This window comes from Pseudonocardia cypriaca (assembly GCF_006717045.1).
GTDB classification, from domain to species: domain Bacteria; phylum Actinomycetota; class Actinomycetes; order Mycobacteriales; family Pseudonocardiaceae; genus Pseudonocardia; species Pseudonocardia cypriaca.
Genome location: NZ_VFPH01000002.1, coordinates 1529555 through 1545030 on the forward strand (window position 1 = coordinate 1529555; position 15476 = coordinate 1545030).

The following is a 15476-nucleotide window of genomic DNA, read 5'->3' on the forward strand; positions in this document are numbered from 1 at the left end:
GGATGCGCGTCCGCACCACGATGAGACGGACGGACGCAGCGCGTCAGGCAGACGCCACACCCGGCTCGTCCTGGTGCGCCATGAGCCGGGCGTAGCCGCCCCCTGCTGCCACGAGCTCGTCGTGCGTGCCGGTCTCGACGATGCGCCCACCGTCCAGCACGACGATCCGGTCCGCGTCGCGGACGGTGGACAGCCGGTGGGCGATCACGAGCGTGGTGCGGCCGAGCCGCGCCGTCTCGAGGGCCTGCTGGACGAGGCGTTCGTTCTCCGTGTCGAGGTTCGACGCCGCTTCGTCGAGCACCAGCACGGGGGCGTCGGCGAGTAGGGCGCGGGCGATCGTGAGCCGCTGGCGCTGCCCGCCGGAGAGCGTGGCGCCGTTCTCCCCGACGGGGGTGTCGTAGCCCTGCGGCAGCGCCTCGACGAAGTCGTGCGCCATCGCGGCGCGCGCGGCCGCACGGACCTGGGCGTCGGTGGCGTCGGGCCGACCGAGGCGCAGGTTCTCCGCGACCGTGCCGGCGAAGAGGTGCACGTCCTGCGCCACGACGGTGACGAGGCGGTGCAGCTCGGACAGGCGGAACTCCCGCAGGTCGACGCCGTTGACCGTGACGCGCCCGCGGTCCGGGTCCCAGAAGCGGACGAGCAGGTTCGCGCACGTCGACTTACCCGCGCCCGAGGCCCCGACCAGGGCGACGGTGGCCCCGTCCGGAATCTCCAGATCGACGTCCGACAGCGCGGGCCCGCGCCCGGGGTAGGCGAACGACACCCCCTCGAACCGGACGTCGGCCCGGTCGATGCCGGCCGCGCTCAGGCGTCCGGTGTCGGGCACGGCGGGCGGCTGGTCGAGGATCTCCAGCACCCGCCGGGCGCTGGCCCGCAACGGCGCGAGCTCGCCCGCGAGCCCCACCGCACCGCTCACCGGGCCGAACGCCGCCACGACGAGCGTGATCGCGGCGGTCCCGAGCGGCAGGCCCACCTCCCCGGCGGAGACGAGCGCCACCACCGCGACGAGGACGGCCACCGTGGTGAGCGCGGCCAGCGCGTCGGTGACGGCGTCCTGTGCGCCGGCGGCGCGGGCCTGGGCCACCCGGTGGCGGCGCAGGAGGCGGGTGCGGGTGGTGATGCGGTCGACCCAGGCGGCGAGGCGGCCGAACACGAGCAGCTCGCGCAGGCCCTGCACCCCGTCCACGACGTCGGCGTTGACCACACCGAGCTCCGCACGCAGCGCGGCGCCGCGGGCCTTGCCGCGCCGCGCGGCCCACATGGGCAGGACGACGGCCGCGAGCATCCCGGCCACCCCGATCAGGCCGAGCACCGGGTGGATCGCCACGAGCGCGGCCGCACTCACGCCCCCGGTGATCACGGCGACCGCCGCGCCGATCCCCAGGTGGGCGAAGAAGGCCTCGAGCGCGTCGACGTCGCCCATCGCGACGGACGCCAGGTCTCCCGTGCGCCGTCCGGCGATCTCCCTCGGAGCGCTGCGCGCGAGCCCGTCGAACATCTGCAGCCGCAGGTCCGCCTGCGCCTCGAACGCGAACACGTGACCGAACTGGGCGTGCAACCAGTTCCCGAGCGTCGAGACCAGTACCGCGCCGACGACGATCGCGACGGCGGTTCCCAGCCCCTCTCCACCGGATGCGGCCGTCCCGACCAGCCAGCCGGCGGCGGCGCCCGCGACGATCGCGCCTGCGTGCTCGGCGAGCGCCCCGATCAGCGCGACGGCCAGTGCGGGCCGCCCGCTGCGGGTGCGGCGCAGCACCGCCAGCAGGGGTGCGTCGTTCATCGCTGGTCCTCCAGTGCGAAGTCGAGTTCGGTGCGGGTCTGCGCGGCCACGAGCCGGGCGTACGTGCCGCCTGCCGCGAGCAGCTCGTCGTGACTGCCGATCTCGGCCACGCGGCCGCCGTCGAGCACGACGATCCGGTCGGCGTGGCGGATCGTGGACAGCCGGTGCGCGATCACGAGCGTGGTGCGCCCCGCGGTGACCTGGTCGAGCGCCGCCTGGATGGCCGCCTCGGTGGAGGCGTCGACGCTCGCGGTGGCCTCGTCCAGGACGAGGATCGGGGCATCGGCGAGCACCGCCCGCGCGATCGCGAGCCGCTGGCGCTGCCCGCCGGACAGGCCCGAGCCCCGCTCGCCCAGCACGGTGTCGTAACCGTCGGGGAGCGCGAGCACGGCGTCGTGCAGCCCGGCGACGCGGGCGGCCGCCTCGAGCTCCTCCTGCGCCGCGCCCGCGCGGGCGACGAGCAGGTTCTCGCGGACGGTGCCGCTGAACAGGTAGGTGTCCTGGGCGACGAGCGCGATCATCGCGCGCACCTGCTGGACCGGGAGCTCGCGCAGGTCCCGCCCGCCGATGCGGACCGCACCGCGGTCGGGGTCGACGAACCGCATCAGCAGCGAGACGAGCGTGGTCTTGCCCGACCCGGACGGCCCGACCACGGCGACCGTGGCACCCGCCGGGACCTCGAAGGCGACGTCGTCGAGCACCGGGCGGTCCGGGGCGTAGCCGAACCGGACCCGGTCGAACGAGACGGCGGGTACGAGATCGCGGACCGCTGGCACCGCCGCCGACGGTGGCACCGGGGGCGGCGTGTCGAGGAGGCGCTGGATGCGGGCCGCGGCGTCGTTCGCCGCGTACGTCTGGTGGAAAGCGCCGGCCAGCACCCCGATCGGGCGCAGCGCCTCCCGGGCGAGGAAGAGGGCGAGGAACATCGTGCCGACGGCGAGGCCGCCATCGGCCACCCGGAGCGCGGCCACGAAGGCGGTGGCCGCCAGCCCCCCGGTGATGGCGAGCGCGAAGATGCCCCCGGTGACCAGCGCGACCGCCATCTCCCGGTTCCACCGGCGGATCAGGCGGTCCGAGGTATCGGCCAGCTCGTCGCGCTGCCGGCCGGTGGCGCCGAAGAGCTTCAGGGTCGCCATGCCCTGCAGCACGTCGAGGAAGCGCGCACCGAGCCCGAAGTAGGCCGTCATGCGCTCGGTCGAGCGGGCTTTGAGAGGTCGTTGCCACAGCTTCGGCAACAGCAGCGCGGCCACCGCGAACGCCGCGACCAGCACCGCGAGGCCGACGTCCTGCACGGCGAGCAGCACGACGACCGACACCGGCGCCATCAGCCCGGCGACCAGCGAAGGCAGGTAGGAGCCGTAGTAGCGCTCCAGGGACTCGACGCCGTCGACGAGGGCCTCCCGAAGCTCCCCGGTCCGCGCTCCGGTGAGGTGCACCGGCCCCAGCTCGGCCAGCTTCCGGAACGCGCGGGCGCGCAGCAGCTCGGTGGTGCGCGCGCCGGTCAGCTGCGCCGTGACGCTGCCTGCCCACAGCAGCGCGGCGCGCACGACCACCAGCACCACCAGCCAGACCAGCGCCCCCACCTGCTCCCCGATCCCCCGCCCGGCCAGCAGGCCGCCGAGCACGGCGGCGAGCAGGTAGCCCTGCGCGAGGTAGCAGGCGAGCACCAGGAGGCGCAGGACGGTGCCCACCGCGATCCACGGCCGGACCCCGTGCGCGAGCGCGAGGACGGCCGATCGTGTGATCTTCATGGCGAGCACGATATGACTGGGAGTCAGTCGAAGCAAGGGACGCCTAACTTCGACCCGCTCGAGAAGCACGGCCCGGTTGGGGCAGCCGCGTCGGCGGACTTCTCGGACGGATCACCGGTGACTGATCGATGCGAGCAGCACCTGGGAGTTGCGGACGGCGCGCCGGCGCGCTTCTCGGCGCCCGTGGACAGCCAGGACCGCCGACGCGAGCTACCGCGCCTCGTCCTCGCCGGGCGACAGATAACGGCGAGCCCAGTCATGCGCCGTCATCGCGGGAACGCCAGTCCTCCGGCCGATCTCCGGCCAAGACAGACGATCACGGCGGTACAGGACCGCGATGGCTCGCCCCAGGTTCTCGGGCGCCGACCGGCGCAGATCTCCCCAAGTGCTGATCAGACGGACCAGCTCGTCGTCCGACAGCGACTCCGGATCACGGGCGATCAGGCGCGCGAGGTCCGCCACGCGCTCGGACTCGTCGCCATCGGCCATCACCGCAGTCTGGGCTTGACCTGCCTTACGAATCCCGTAAGGCCATCCGCGTGAGGGACGACGTCTACTCGGTTCACGCGACACGCCCCGACGAGACAGGGGGAGTCGAGGTCGTGTTCCGGACCGAGCGCGAAGCGATCGCCTATGCGAGAGACCGGTCGAAGGACTGGCGGGTGCTCGCAGCGTCCGTCACGCGGTTCACGATCGGGGAGCTCGGGACGCGGCACCCCGTGGCGTGGTTCGTGGACGGCGAACCACAGGGACCGCGCGCCGGCCGGCCCGGCGGCCGGTTCTACCCAGCTGGATGAGCACTGATCAAACGCCGGCGTTCGCCACCAGAAGCACGAGACGGCTGTGATCGCAGCACGGGTGGCCATCTCGTCGCGATCATGGGGTCGCTCGCCGACCGATACGATCGCATCGTGCCCCGAGCCGACCTGCCTGCTCAGCCGCGGCAGCGCTCCGGCAGCCCGCGCACCAAGCCCGCGGCGCAGCGCCGCCGCGACCTGCTGGACGCCGGGCTGGCGGTGTTCGTCGAGAAGGGCGTCGCCGCGGCCACGCTCGACCACGTCACGCAGCGCGCCGGCGTCGCGAAGGGCACGTTCTACCTGCACTTCGACTCGAAGGAGCACCTCCTCGCCGCGCTGCAGACCGACTTCGAGCAGCGGCTGGTCGAGCGCATCGACGCGCGGGTGGCGGACGCGGGCGAGAGCTGGGCGGCGCGGCTCGACACCTGGGTCGACGCCGCGCTGGCCGACTACCCGGCCGACCGCGCCCTGCACGACGTGCTCTTCCACCACCCGGTCCTGCCCGGCGACACGAAGGGCGTGCACGCCGAGCGCGACCTAGCCAGCAGCCTCACCGAGCTGATCGACGGCGGCATCGAGGCCGGGGCCTTCAGCACAGCCGACCCGCCGCTCACGGCGATGCTGCTCTGCAGCGCCATGCACCGGGCGTTCGACCGGATCTGGCACCAGGACGTGCCCTACGAGACCGAGCGCCTGTCGGCCGCGGTGCGCGAGCTGTTCCGGCGGGCGCTCGTGGTGGAGCCCGCCGTTCGCTCGGCTCAGCGCCGCACGCCGTAGCGCACCATCAGCGTGTCGCTCTCCGCGACGACGGACAGCAGCTCCAGCCGCGCCGGCTCGATCTCGACGCCGGTGGCGATCCGGCCGGCCACGCCGGACACCAGCGTTGGCGACACGGTGAGGCGCAGCTCGTCGACGACGCCGGCCGCGAGCAGCGCCCCGAACAGCTGCGCGCCGCCCTCCGAGTCCACGCGCCGCAGGCCGTGCCCGGCGAGGGTGTCGACCGCGAGCCGCAGGTCGACCTCCCGCTCCCCCGCGACCACGACGGTGGCGCCCGCCGCCGCCCACGCGGCGCGCTTGCGCTCCGGCGCCGCCTCGGTGGTGATCACGAACGTGGGCACGACCGCCTCGGTGACGACCGGTGCGTCCTCCGGCAGCGAGCGGCCGGTGGTGACCACGGCCGTCGGCGGGATCGGGGCGAGGCCGTGGCGCGCCCGGCGAGCCGCGGTCTCGTCGTCCGGGTGGACGCCGCGGAACTCCTCGACCATCGCTGTCGTAGCCCCCACCAGCAGGACGTCGGCCAGGTCGCTGCCCAGCCGCAGCACCCGCTGGTCGGGCTCGTTGGACAGCTCCCTCGCCCGCCCGTGCAGCGAGACCGCGCCGTCCGCGCTCGCCACGAAGTTGACGCAGAGCCATCGGCTCGCCGGGTAGCCGTAGAGCTGTTCGAGCTGCTCGTCGTCGAGCTCACCCGCGTCCTGCGGCGGCCAGATCCGCCGCATCAGGCGATCCACTCCGACGGCCTGGCGGGCGGCCGCCCGTGGAAGACGCTCGCGACGATCTCCAGGGCGTGGCGGGTGGGCTCCACCTCGTGGGCCCGGAAGACGCGCGCGCCCGCCTGGGCCGCGATCGTGGTGGCCGCGAGCGTGCCGGCCAGCCGCTCGCCCAGCCCGACGCCGAGCGTCTCGCCGACGAACGTCTTGTTGGACAGCGCCATCAGCACGGGCCACCCCGTGTCGACGAACCGGGGCACCGCGCGCAGCAGCTTGAGGTGGTCGGTGGTGTTCTTCCCGAACCCGGTGGCGTCGATGAGGATGCCCTCCCGCGGCACGCCCCTCGACTCGGCCAGCTCGGCGAGGTCGACGACGTAGTCGAGGACCGCGGAGACGACGTCGTCGTAGTCGGGGCGCACCGGCACCGCACGCGGCTCGCGCCCGCCGGTGTGGGTGCACACGTACCCGGCGCCGTACTCGGCGGCGACGTCGATCAGCTTCGGGTCGAAGCCCGCCCACGCGTCGTTCATCAGGTCGGCACCGGCGCGGCAGGCCGCGGCGCCCACCTCGTGGCGCCAGGTGTCGATGCTGATGACGATGTCCGGGTACCGCTCGCGGATGTACTCGACGGTCGGGACGACCCGGCGGATCTCCTCCTCGACGTCCACGTCGTCGCCGGGGCTCGCGGCCACACCCCCGATGTCGATTATGTCGGCACCCTCGGCGACGGCCCGGTCGATCGCGGCCTTCGCGGGCTCGTCGGAGAACGTGGCGCCCTGGTCGTAGAACGAGTCGGGAGTCCGGTTGACGATCGCCATGACCAGCGCGCGGTCGCGCACCGGCCGGCGCCCGCGGATCACCAGGTCGCTCGTCGCCTCAGGCATGCACACCTCTTCGCTCTCCGCGCCGCTCCCGGCGCACGTGGCCGGACTCTATCGCCCGGGCCGCCCGATGAGCCCACGTGCGAATTCGTGCATGCGAAGAAGGCCCCCTGATCGGGTGTTTCCACCATCGGTGAGACGCCGTAGCGTTTGCCCGCGTCCAGTTCATTCGAGCTCGGGAGGTTCGGTGTCACTGACGGTTCCGGCAGCCTTGCTGGAGAAGGCTCAACAAGGGACGGTCGCGGACGAGGAATTCGTGGCGTGCATCCGCGAATCACTTCCGTACGCCTGGTCGATGGTGGAGCGCTTGGCGAAGGAGCTGGAGGCGAGCGGCGCACCGTCAGCGCAGAACGTGGAGGTACCGCCGGACGAACGCTCGTGGGGTGAGGTCTTCCGACTGGTCGGCAGCGACTCCATGCGCGGGGCGGTGCAGCGGCATTTCGGCGTACGACTTGCATTTCAGAACTGTTGCCGCGTCGGATTGTTCCGCCCGGACGCGACCGCGGAGTACGAGGAATTCGTCTCGCCTCGCGCCCAGTTGCTGAACCAGAAGCCAGAACTGCTCAACTGCTGAGAGAACGCGCGCCGCGGGTGGTCGTCGCAGGGTCCGCGGGCCCTGCGACGACCGCACGCGGCACGAGCACGCCCGCTACGTGAGCGGCGTCTTCGCCCGACGCCGCCGCACCACGGCCACGACGCCGTACGCGACGGTGAGCGCGATGCTCACGGCCATCGCCCAGAGGGCGGCGTCGCGCACCTGCGGCACCGCGGCCGCGGCGTGGCCGAGCAGGACCATCCCCACCGCCCACAGCAGGGCCCCGGTCGCGTTCGCGAGGGCGAACGCGAGCGGGTGCATCCGGCCGATGCCCGCCAGCGTCGGCACGACCGCGCGGACGCCGGGGAACCACCGGCAGATCACCACCGCGAACCAGCCGTGGCGGGCGTACATCCGCTCGGCCGCCTCGACGAACCGGCGGCTCCAGCCGCGGTTGCCCCACGGCCGGCCGAACCCGCGACCGATCGCGTAGCCGAGGCCGTCGCCGAGCACCGCGCCGAGCCACGCGGACGCCGCCAGCACCGTGATCGGCACGTCGATCCGGCCCGCGCCGACGAGCAGGCCCGCGCCGAAGAGCAGCGAGTCGCCGGGCAGGAACACCCCGACGAGCAGGCCGGACTCGACCACGAGCAGCGCGAGCACCACGAGGCAGGCCACGGGCCCGGGGAACGCGAGGAGATCAGGCATCGGCTCGGGGCGTGAATCGCACGGGCAGGGCGCGCAGCGTCGGGGAGAGCCCCGGATCCCACACGAGCTCGTCCGGCGCGCAGCCGAGCCGGAGGCCGTCGAACGCGAGCACGGCCCGGAACGCGGCCTGCGCCTCGCGCCGGGCGAGCACCGCGCCGAGGCAGTGGTGGGCGCCGTGCCCGAACGACAGGTGCCCCGCGGCGCCGTCCGGGTCCCAGCCGGCCCCCGCGGTGAACCGGTCCGGGTCGCGGTTGGCCGCCGCGACGTCGACCACCACCGCGTCGCCCCGCCCGAACACCGCTCCCCCGACCTCCACCTCATCGGCCGCGTACCGCGCCTCCAGCAGCGGGAACGGCGCCACCTGGCGCAGGCACTCCTCGACGACCGCGTCGACCAGCCCCGGATCGCGGCGCAGCCGCTCGTGGCGGGCCGGTTCGGCGAGCAGCAGGGCCAGCCCGCCGGAGATCAGGTTCGCGGTGCTCTCGTACCCGCCGACCAGCAGGTCACGGCCGAACGCGAGCAGCTCGTCGGCGGTGAGCCGGTCCGCGCCGGCGAGCTCCCCGAGTACGCCGGTGGCACCCGCGGCCATCCGCTCCCGCAGGTACCGGTCGAGGGCGTCGATCGCCTCGAGGGTGCGCCTGCCGGCCTCGGCACCGCCGTCGATGCGGTGGACCTGCCGGACGAAGGGGCCGAACCGGGCGTGGTCCCCCGGCGGCAGCCCGACGACCTCGCAGAGCACGCCCACCGCGAGCGGCACCGCGAGATCGCACACCAGGTCCGCGCGTCCCGATCCCTGGCAGCGCTCCACCAGCGTCGCGGCCAGCTCGTCGATCAGCGACCCGTGCCGCTCCGCCCGCCGGGCGGTGAACGCCGGGTTGACCGCCCTGCGCACCCAGGTGTGCTCGGGGGCGTCGAGGTGCAGGAGCGTCCTGGCCCGGCCGTCGTGGGGCACCGGGTGCCCCCTCAGCCGGGCCACCCGGGCGGGGTCGCGGACGAAGCGGGGGTCCGCCAGCACGGCGCGCGCATCGGCGTGCCGGGTGACGAGCCAGCCCTCGGCTCCGCCGGGCAGGGACACCCGGTGCGGCGGGCCGCACGGGGACGGGGCGGGAAGCATGCTACAAAACGTAGCACTACAAGAGGTAGAAGCAAGTCTCGTGGAGGGGGTGCGAGGATGATCCGGTGCGCAGGGCGCGGGGCGAGCTCGAACAGGACGTGATGACCGCGCTGTGGGCACATCGGGAACCGGTCACCGCGCGGGCGGTGCTGCGCACGATCGACGACCCCGACCTCGCCTACACCACCGTGAAGACCGTGCTGGAACGGCTCACCCGCAAGCAGGTCGTGACGCGCGTGAACATCGACCGCACCTGGCACTACTCGCCCGCGGCATCCCGTGACGACTACGTCGCGGAGCTGATGCTGCGCGCGCTCGACCGCACCGGCGACCGCGACGGTGCACTGGTGCGCTTCGCCCAGACCGTGACCCCGGCGGAAGCCGAGGTGCTGCGGGCCGCGCTCGAAACCCCCGACCGATGATCTACGTCGTCCACCACGCCGTCACCCTCGTCCTCGCCGCGGCCGCGGCGTGGGCGCTCCTGAGGGGCCGTTGGCCGCTCCGCGCGCCGCGGCTGGCCCTGATGCTGTGGCACGCGACGGCTGTGAGCGTCGTAACCGGCGCGATCGGGCTGCTGCTCAGCATCGGCCTCGCGCCGTACGGCCGGGGGATCGCCCCCGCCCTCGGCGCGCTGCTCGCCGGGGGCGCCGCACCCCTCACCGGTGCGCACGTCGCCGCCGTGGCGGCCGGGCTGATCCTCGTCGCCGTGGCCGTCGGCGTGCAGGCGCACAGCTCCTGGCAGCTGTGGCGGCACCGGTCCCGCCATCGCCTGCTGTTGCGGCTCGTCGGGCGGCCCGATCCGCACCGGCGCGCCCTCCTGCTCGACCACCCCGCCGCCGCGGCCTACTACGTGCCCGGACCGGCCGGGTGCGTGGTGGTGAGCACGGGCGCCGTCGATGCCCTGACCGAGCGCGAGCTGGCCGCCGTGCTCGCCCACGAGCACGCCCACGCCCACGGGCACCACCACCTCGCGCTGGCGCCGTTCCAGGCCGCACGCCGGGCGCTGCCGATCGGGCCGGTCGTGCGGGCGGCCGCCGCTGTGGAGCTGCTCGTCGAGATGTGCGCCGACGACCGCGCCGCCCGCCACCACGGCCCCGCGCCCCTCACGACCGCCCTCCGGCGCTTCCACCAGCTGGGCGCCCGTCCCGCGCCCACGGGCACGATCGCGGCCGCGGACACCCCGATCGCCCTCCGCATCGCGCGCCTCGGCAGTGCGCCACGGCCGATCCGCCGCTCGGTGCGGTGGGCGGTCACGCTGGGCGCGCTGGCCGTCGCCACCACCCCGGCGAGCCTGTACGTGCTGCCCACGTGGTGAATCCGTTCGGCCCAGCCCCGATTGCTCGTTGCGGACCGGAACTCGCCTCACATGCAGGTGCACGTGCGAGTAATATGAGCATCACTCTGAGTTAGGGAGTGGGGGCATGGCGGAGCGAGCGTCGGATCGTCTCGCCACCCGCGTCCTGGAACGGATGGGCCGGCAGCTGTGGGGGTTCCCGCCCCGGCTGATGGGCCCGATCGTCGCTCAGCTCGGCCCGGTGTCCGCGCTCGCCTGGTTCATCGGCAACATGCCGCGCTACGAACGCACGCTCCGCACCCTCGGCCCGCTGCGCACCCACCTGGCCTGCACGCTCATCTCGCTGTACAACGGCTGCCGCTACTGCTCCTTCGGGCACCTCTACGCCGTCGAGCTGGTCTACCTGGAGAAGCGCGACCGGCTCTTCCCCCTCGACGCACGTTCGGTGCCCGAGTGGATCGGGCTGCACCCCACCGAGCTGCGCAGGCGGATGGTCGAGGTACTGCAGCAGGCCGACCTGCACGGCGAGGTGCGGTGCGTCGACACGACGCTCGCGCTGGCCACCGGGGCGCAGCACGCCGTCGACGCGCAGGAGGCCCGCATCGCCCACCTCGTCTCGATGTTCCGGGTGCTCAACGACGCCGGGATCGCGGGTGACGTCGAGCCCGACGAGGCGCACGACCCGCTCAACAAGGACGTCCGGCTGAAGGCCCGCCACGACGAGCTGCGAGGCGTGTCCCGGTAGCGTCGCCCCGTGCCCACCCTCACCGTGCACCCCGACGTCCGGGCCCGGTTCCCGGAGCTGCGCGTGGAGCTGGTCGTCGCCACCGGCCTCGACAACACCGGACACTGGCCGGAGGCCGAGTCGGCGCTCGCGGCCGCCGAGGCGGACGCCGGGACCGGAGCGATCACCTGGTCCGAGGAGGATCCCGCGATCGCCTCCTGGCACGCGGCCTACCGCGCGTTCGGCACCAACCCCCGCCGCATCCGTCCCAGCGTGGACGCGCTGCTGCGCCGCCTGGTGCGCCAGGGCCGGCTTCCCCGGGTCAACAGCGCGGTGGACGCCTACAACGCGACGTCCGTGCGGTTCGCGGTGCCGGCGGGCGCCTTCGACCTCGACCGGCTGGACGCGCACGTCGAGATCCGGCCCGCGACGGCCGACGACCGGTTCACACCCCTCGGCGAGCCCGACGAGCGGGAGGTCCCGGGCGCCGGTGAGGTCCTCTACGCACAGGGCACCGAGGTGCTCACCCGGCACTGGAACCACCGCGACGCCCACCGCACGCGGGTCCGGGAGGACACGGTGTCCGCGGTCTTCATGCTGGAACGGGTGAGCGCCGACGTCCCGGCCGAGCGACCGGCCGAGGCCGCGGCCCACCTGGCGGCACTGCTGGCCCCGCACGCCGCTTCCGTCACGAGGGCGACCCTGACGGCCGCCGCCCCCGAGGTGCGCCTCGGGGCCACCGCAGCGATCACCAGGAACGCCGTGCGGTAGCTCGGACCCGGATGGGGCACCCTGTCATCCGTGCCACGCCGGTCCGCCCCACCTCAGAGCCTCTCCCGCTACTGGAACAAGTACGTCGGCCACTGCGCGGGTTCGGTTGGGCGGTTCCGCCGGATCACCTACGCGCTGCCGGCGGGGCCCGCCCGCACGTGGCTCGGCGAGATCGCCCAGCGCCTCGACGTCGAGCTCGACGCCGTGCGCCGGCTGGCGATCGTCGGCGACTCGATCGAGCCGGCCTGGTTCCGGGTGAGCGAGGCACCGGCCAAACGCATCGCGAAGCGCCTCGAGGCCGCGCGCACGGCATTCGAGGACGCGGTGTCGCAAGCTGCGGAGGTGGCGGAACAGGTGGCTCTGGACCCCGCCCACAGCGACGTGCGCGCGCACCTGGAGGTGCTCAGCCGCCAGGCCTCGCAGCTGGCGCTGGCCCCGGCCCCACCGGACCCGGAACCGGAGCCGACCCGGCGGCGGAGGATCCGCAGGCGCGAGGGTTGAGCGGCAGCGCGTTCCGCGGAACGCGCCTGACGCGGCCACTTGCCCGGGCCAGGCCTTCGGAGGCGCCACACATATCCAGTCCCACCCCCACCGAAGGCCGGTCTCACCACCATGATCACGGCTTCGGCGCGAAAACGGCCAGATTCGGCCGGGAACGCCGAACCGCCGATCTTGGAGCGGGAGAGGCTGCAGCGGCGGTCGCGGCCAGGCTGATCGGCGCGAGGAGCACACCAGGGTCGCCCGCGAGGCCGTCGTGTACTGCTCGCGGCTGATCCGCAAGGTTCACGCACCCGTTCTCGTCCCACGCTGCCCGTCGACCGGCTGCCTGGACCGACAAGGGGTGCGCGAACACAAACCCGGTGCGCGACGGCAAGGAGATCGCCGACACCGGCCTCCTGGCGGCGCCGTGCACCAAGGAGGGCAGGCCCTTGGGCCTGCCCGCACTGCTTGCCCTCAGGGGCCGCAGAGGCTCACAGGTCAAGGGGCGCGAAGCGCTCGCGGAGCGACGCCGCAGGCGCCCTTGAGCTGTGAGGGGCGGCCCCGCACAATGCGCGGCGCCGTCAGGAGGCCGTCGAAAAGGCAGACCTTGCGACAGGAGGCCTTGCGACAGAAGGCCTCGAGACAGGAGGCCTCGATGCCTCACCCCGTCTGCCGCAGCTCCTCGTCCATCCCCGCGACCACCGCCGCCTGCGGCATCGCGATCTCCGGGAACGTGCGCCGGGTGGCGTTCCCGGGGAGGCGGGGCCGGGGCGCACGGCCGTAGGGCTGCTCCACCGGCTCGGGCGGGTCGAACGCCGGGATCGGGACGACCTGCGGTTCGCCGTCGAGGGCGATGGCCTCGCCGTGGTGGCCCAGCCGCATGGGCGGGCCCGAGACGAGGCGGTACTCCGCCTCGTCCGGCCGGATCTCCACCCGCAGCTGCCGGCCCTGCCAGTTGAGCCCGAACGAGATCCGGGACAGGGCAGGGGGCAGCCGGGGCGCGAAGTGGATCCCCGCCTCGTCCATGCGCATCCCACCGAACCCGACGACGACGGCCGTCCAGGTGCCGGCCATCGAGGCGATGTGGACGCCGTGGTCGGAGTTGCCGGCCAGGTCGTCCAGGTCCACCAGCGCGGCCTCGGCCAGGTAGTCGTAGGCCAGGTCCAGGTGGCCCGTCCACGCCGCCACCACCGCCTGCGTGCACGCCGACAGCGACGAGTCCCGCACCGTCAGGCCCTCGTAGTAGGCGAAGTTGCGCCGCATCTGCTCCGGGGGGAACGCATCCGGCCTCAGCTGCATCGCCAGCACCAGGTCCGCCTGCTTGATGACCTGCTTGCGGTACAGGTCGAAGTACGGCACGTGCAGCAGGAGCGGGTACTTGTGGGCGGGCGTGTTCTCGAAGTCCCACACCGCGTGCGAGGTGAAGCCCTCCGACTGCGGGTGGACGCCCAGCACCTCGTCGTACGGGATCCGCATGGACTTGGCCGCGTCGCGCCAGCTGGCCATCTCCTCGGCGTTGACGCCGAAGCGGGCGGCGACGCGGGTGTGGCGGGCGGCGACGTCCGCGGCGTAGCGCAGGTTCTGCTGCGCCATCAGGTTGGTGTAGACGTTGTTGTCGACGATCGCGGTGTACTCGTCGGGCCCGGTCACCCCGTCGATCCGGAACTCGCCCGCCGAGTCGTGGTGGCCCAGCGAGCGCCACAGCCGCGCCGTGGCCACCAGCAGCTCGAGGCCCACCTCCCGCTCGAACACCGTGTCGCCCGTCGCCAGGACGTAGCGGCGGACGGCGTCGGCGATGTCGGCGTTGATGTGGAACGCCGCCGTGCCGGCCGGCCAGTACCCGGAGCACTCCTGCCCGCGGATCGTGCGCCACGGGAACGCCGCACCTCGCAGGCCGAGCTGCTCGGCCCGCTCGTAGGCCTGCGGGAGGATCGACTGCCGCCAGCGCAGCAGGTCGGCGGCCGCGTGCGGGGCGAGGTGCGCGAGCACCGGCAGGCAGAACGTCTCGGTGTCCCAGAACGTGTGCCCGTCGTAGCCCTCGCCGGTGAGGCCCTTGGCCCCGATCCCGCGACGCTCGGCCCGCGCCCCGGCCTGCAGGATGTGGAAGGTCGCCAGCCGCACGGCCTGCTGCAGCTCGGCGTCACCCTCGATCTCGACGTCCGCGGTCTCCCAGAACTCGTCCAGGTGCGCCCGCTGCTCGGCGGCCAGGCCGTCCCATCCGGTGTAGCGGGCCGCCGCGAGAGCCGCCCGCACCTGGTCGTGCAGGGCCGGCAGCGACCGGCGCGACGACCAGCCGTAGGCCAGGTACTTGACCAGCCGCATCGGCTTGCCGGGCTCGAGGCGGGCGATCACCGTGGTGCGGGCGATGTCCTCGGCCGCCTCCGAGGTCACCTCGGCGGTCTCCGGCCCGTGCACCTCGTGGTCCATCGCCGCGGCCACCCGCAGCCCGGAGCGCCGGGTGCTGTGGATCAGGTACGCCCCCGCTCCCGCGCTGGCGTGCTGCTCGGCGACCAGCGGGTCGGTGAGGGCCGCCTCGACGCGCGGGTCGGCCTCGTTGCGGCTGGGCAGCTGCTCGTTGGCCACCAGCTCGGACTGCAGCACGACGAGGGCGGGGGCGTCGAGCACCTCCACCTCGTACTCGATAGCGGCGATCGCGCGCTGGGTGAGCGACACCAGCCGCGTGGACCGCACGCGCACCACCCGCCCGGCAGGGGACTCCCACTCCACGTCCCGCGAGAGCGTGCCGGCCCGCAGATCGAGCACCCGTTCGTGGCGCCGAAGGCGCCCGTATCGCAGGTCGAACGGTTCGTCCTCCACCAGCAACCGGATCAGCTTGCCGTTGGTGACGTTGATGATCGTCTGCCCGGACTCGGGATAGCCGTACCCGCCCTCCGCGTACGGCAGCGGCCGCCGCTCGTAGAACGAGTTCAGGTACGTGCCCGGCATCGCGTGCGGCTCGCCCTCGTCGAGGTTGCCCCGCAGCCCGATGTGCCCGTTCGACAGCGCGAACACCGACTCGACCTGGCCCATTCGGTCCAGATCCAGCCGCGGCTCGCGCACGACCCACGGCTCCACAGCGAAGACGCGACCGGTCGACATCAGCGGGACCTCCATGCTTCGGGGAGCGAGCTCGGATCATCGTGCAGGAGGCGTT

At 73.7% G+C, this 15476-nt stretch carries 15 protein-coding genes; 7 read left to right on the plus strand and 8 right to left on the minus strand.

Annotated features, from left to right (window positions below):
• Positions 1 to 43: 43 nt before the first annotated feature.
• From FB388_RS24945 to FB388_RS24955, 3 genes are all read right to left on the minus strand, one after another.
• The gene (locus FB388_RS24945) at positions 44 to 1780 is read right to left on the minus strand and encodes an ABC transporter ATP-binding protein (RefSeq protein WP_142104600.1); all 1737 of its coding nucleotides are present in this window, start codon (positions 1778 to 1780) and stop codon (positions 44 to 46) included.
• Positions 1777 to 3531 carry an ABC transporter ATP-binding protein gene (locus tag FB388_RS24950; protein ID WP_142104601.1) on the minus strand — a complete coding sequence of 585 codons (1755 nt, stop codon included), beginning with the start codon at positions 3529 to 3531 and terminating at the stop codon, positions 1777 to 1779. The genes FB388_RS24945 and FB388_RS24950 overlap by 4 nt, the downstream gene beginning before the upstream one ends.
• Positions 3532 to 3741: 210 nt before the next feature.
• Positions 3742 to 4020, minus strand: a complete 279-nt coding sequence (locus tag FB388_RS24955) for a helix-turn-helix domain-containing protein (RefSeq protein ID WP_142104602.1) — start codon at positions 4018 to 4020, stop codon at positions 3742 to 3744.
• 422 nt (positions 4021 to 4442) lie between these two features.
• Between FB388_RS24955 and FB388_RS24960 the strand changes: the two genes are divergently transcribed.
• Positions 4443 to 5105 (plus strand): TetR/AcrR family transcriptional regulator, encoded by a 663-nt coding sequence (locus FB388_RS24960; protein ID WP_170225820.1) that lies wholly within the window; start codon positions 4443 to 4445, stop codon positions 5103 to 5105.
• Here FB388_RS24960 and FB388_RS24965 read toward each other — a convergent pair.
• Together FB388_RS24965 and folP are read right to left on the minus strand one after the other, a co-directional pair.
• The gene (locus tag FB388_RS24965; RefSeq protein ID WP_142104604.1) at positions 5087 to 5824 is read right to left on the minus strand and encodes a dihydrofolate reductase family protein; all 738 of its coding nucleotides are present in this window, start codon (positions 5822 to 5824) and stop codon (positions 5087 to 5089) included. The two genes, FB388_RS24960 and FB388_RS24965, sit on opposite strands and share 19 nt — an antisense overlap.
• On the minus strand, positions 5824 to 6699 hold the full coding sequence (gene folP / locus FB388_RS24970) for a dihydropteroate synthase (RefSeq protein ID WP_142104605.1): 876 nt from the start codon (positions 6697 to 6699) through the stop codon (positions 5824 to 5826). The genes FB388_RS24965 and folP overlap by 1 nt, the downstream gene beginning before the upstream one ends.
• A 184-nt stretch (positions 6700 to 6883) precedes the next feature.
• On the opposite strand from folP, the gene FB388_RS24975 reads away from it, so the two are divergent.
• Positions 6884 to 7270, plus strand: a complete 387-nt coding sequence (locus FB388_RS24975; protein WP_142104606.1) for an SCO5389 family protein — start codon at positions 6884 to 6886, stop codon at positions 7268 to 7270.
• Positions 7271 to 7345: 75 nt separating this feature from the next.
• On the opposite strand, the gene FB388_RS24980 is transcribed toward FB388_RS24975, so the two are convergent.
• Together FB388_RS24980 and FB388_RS24985 are read right to left on the minus strand one after the other, a co-directional pair.
• Positions 7346 to 7939, minus strand: a complete 594-nt coding sequence (locus FB388_RS24980; protein WP_142104607.1) for a DedA family protein — start codon at positions 7937 to 7939, stop codon at positions 7346 to 7348.
• Entirely contained in the window at positions 7932 to 9053 is a 1122-nt protein-coding gene (locus FB388_RS24985; RefSeq protein ID WP_142104608.1) for a cytochrome P450, read from the minus strand. The genes FB388_RS24980 and FB388_RS24985 overlap by 8 nt, the downstream gene beginning before the upstream one ends.
• A gap of 65 nt (positions 9054 to 9118) precedes the next feature.
• Here FB388_RS24985 and FB388_RS24990 point away from each other — a divergent pair, with 65 nt between their 5' ends.
• The 5 genes from FB388_RS24990 to FB388_RS25010 all read left to right on the plus strand — a co-directional run bounded on the left by FB388_RS24990 (position 9119) and on the right by FB388_RS25010 (position 12343).
• The gene (locus FB388_RS24990; protein WP_142104609.1) at positions 9119 to 9475 is read left to right on the plus strand and encodes a BlaI/MecI/CopY family transcriptional regulator; all 357 of its coding nucleotides are present in this window, start codon (positions 9119 to 9121) and stop codon (positions 9473 to 9475) included.
• The gene (locus tag FB388_RS24995; RefSeq protein WP_142104610.1) at positions 9472 to 10368 is read left to right on the plus strand and encodes a M48 family metalloprotease; all 897 of its coding nucleotides are present in this window, start codon (positions 9472 to 9474) and stop codon (positions 10366 to 10368) included. Before FB388_RS24990 ends, FB388_RS24995 begins: the two co-directional genes overlap by 4 nt.
• Before the next feature lie 106 nt (positions 10369 to 10474).
• The gene (locus tag FB388_RS25000; protein ID WP_142104611.1) at positions 10475 to 11092 is read left to right on the plus strand and encodes a hypothetical protein; all 618 of its coding nucleotides are present in this window, start codon (positions 10475 to 10477) and stop codon (positions 11090 to 11092) included.
• A gap of 9 nt (positions 11093 to 11101) precedes the next feature.
• Positions 11102 to 11842: a B3/B4 domain-containing protein gene (locus FB388_RS25005; protein ID WP_142104612.1), complete on the plus strand. Its 741-nt coding sequence runs from the start codon at positions 11102 to 11104 to the stop codon at positions 11840 to 11842.
• Positions 11843 to 11872: 30 nt separating this feature from the next.
• Positions 11873 to 12343 (plus strand): hypothetical protein, encoded by a 471-nt coding sequence (locus FB388_RS25010; RefSeq protein ID WP_142104613.1) that lies wholly within the window; start codon positions 11873 to 11875, stop codon positions 12341 to 12343.
• 639 nt (positions 12344 to 12982) lie between these two features.
• On the opposite strand, the gene FB388_RS25015 is transcribed toward FB388_RS25010, so the two are convergent.
• Positions 12983 to 15421 (minus strand): glycoside hydrolase family 65 protein, encoded by a 2439-nt coding sequence (locus tag FB388_RS25015; protein WP_142104614.1) that lies wholly within the window; start codon positions 15419 to 15421, stop codon positions 12983 to 12985.
• Between the last annotated feature and the right edge of the window lie 55 nt (positions 15422 to 15476).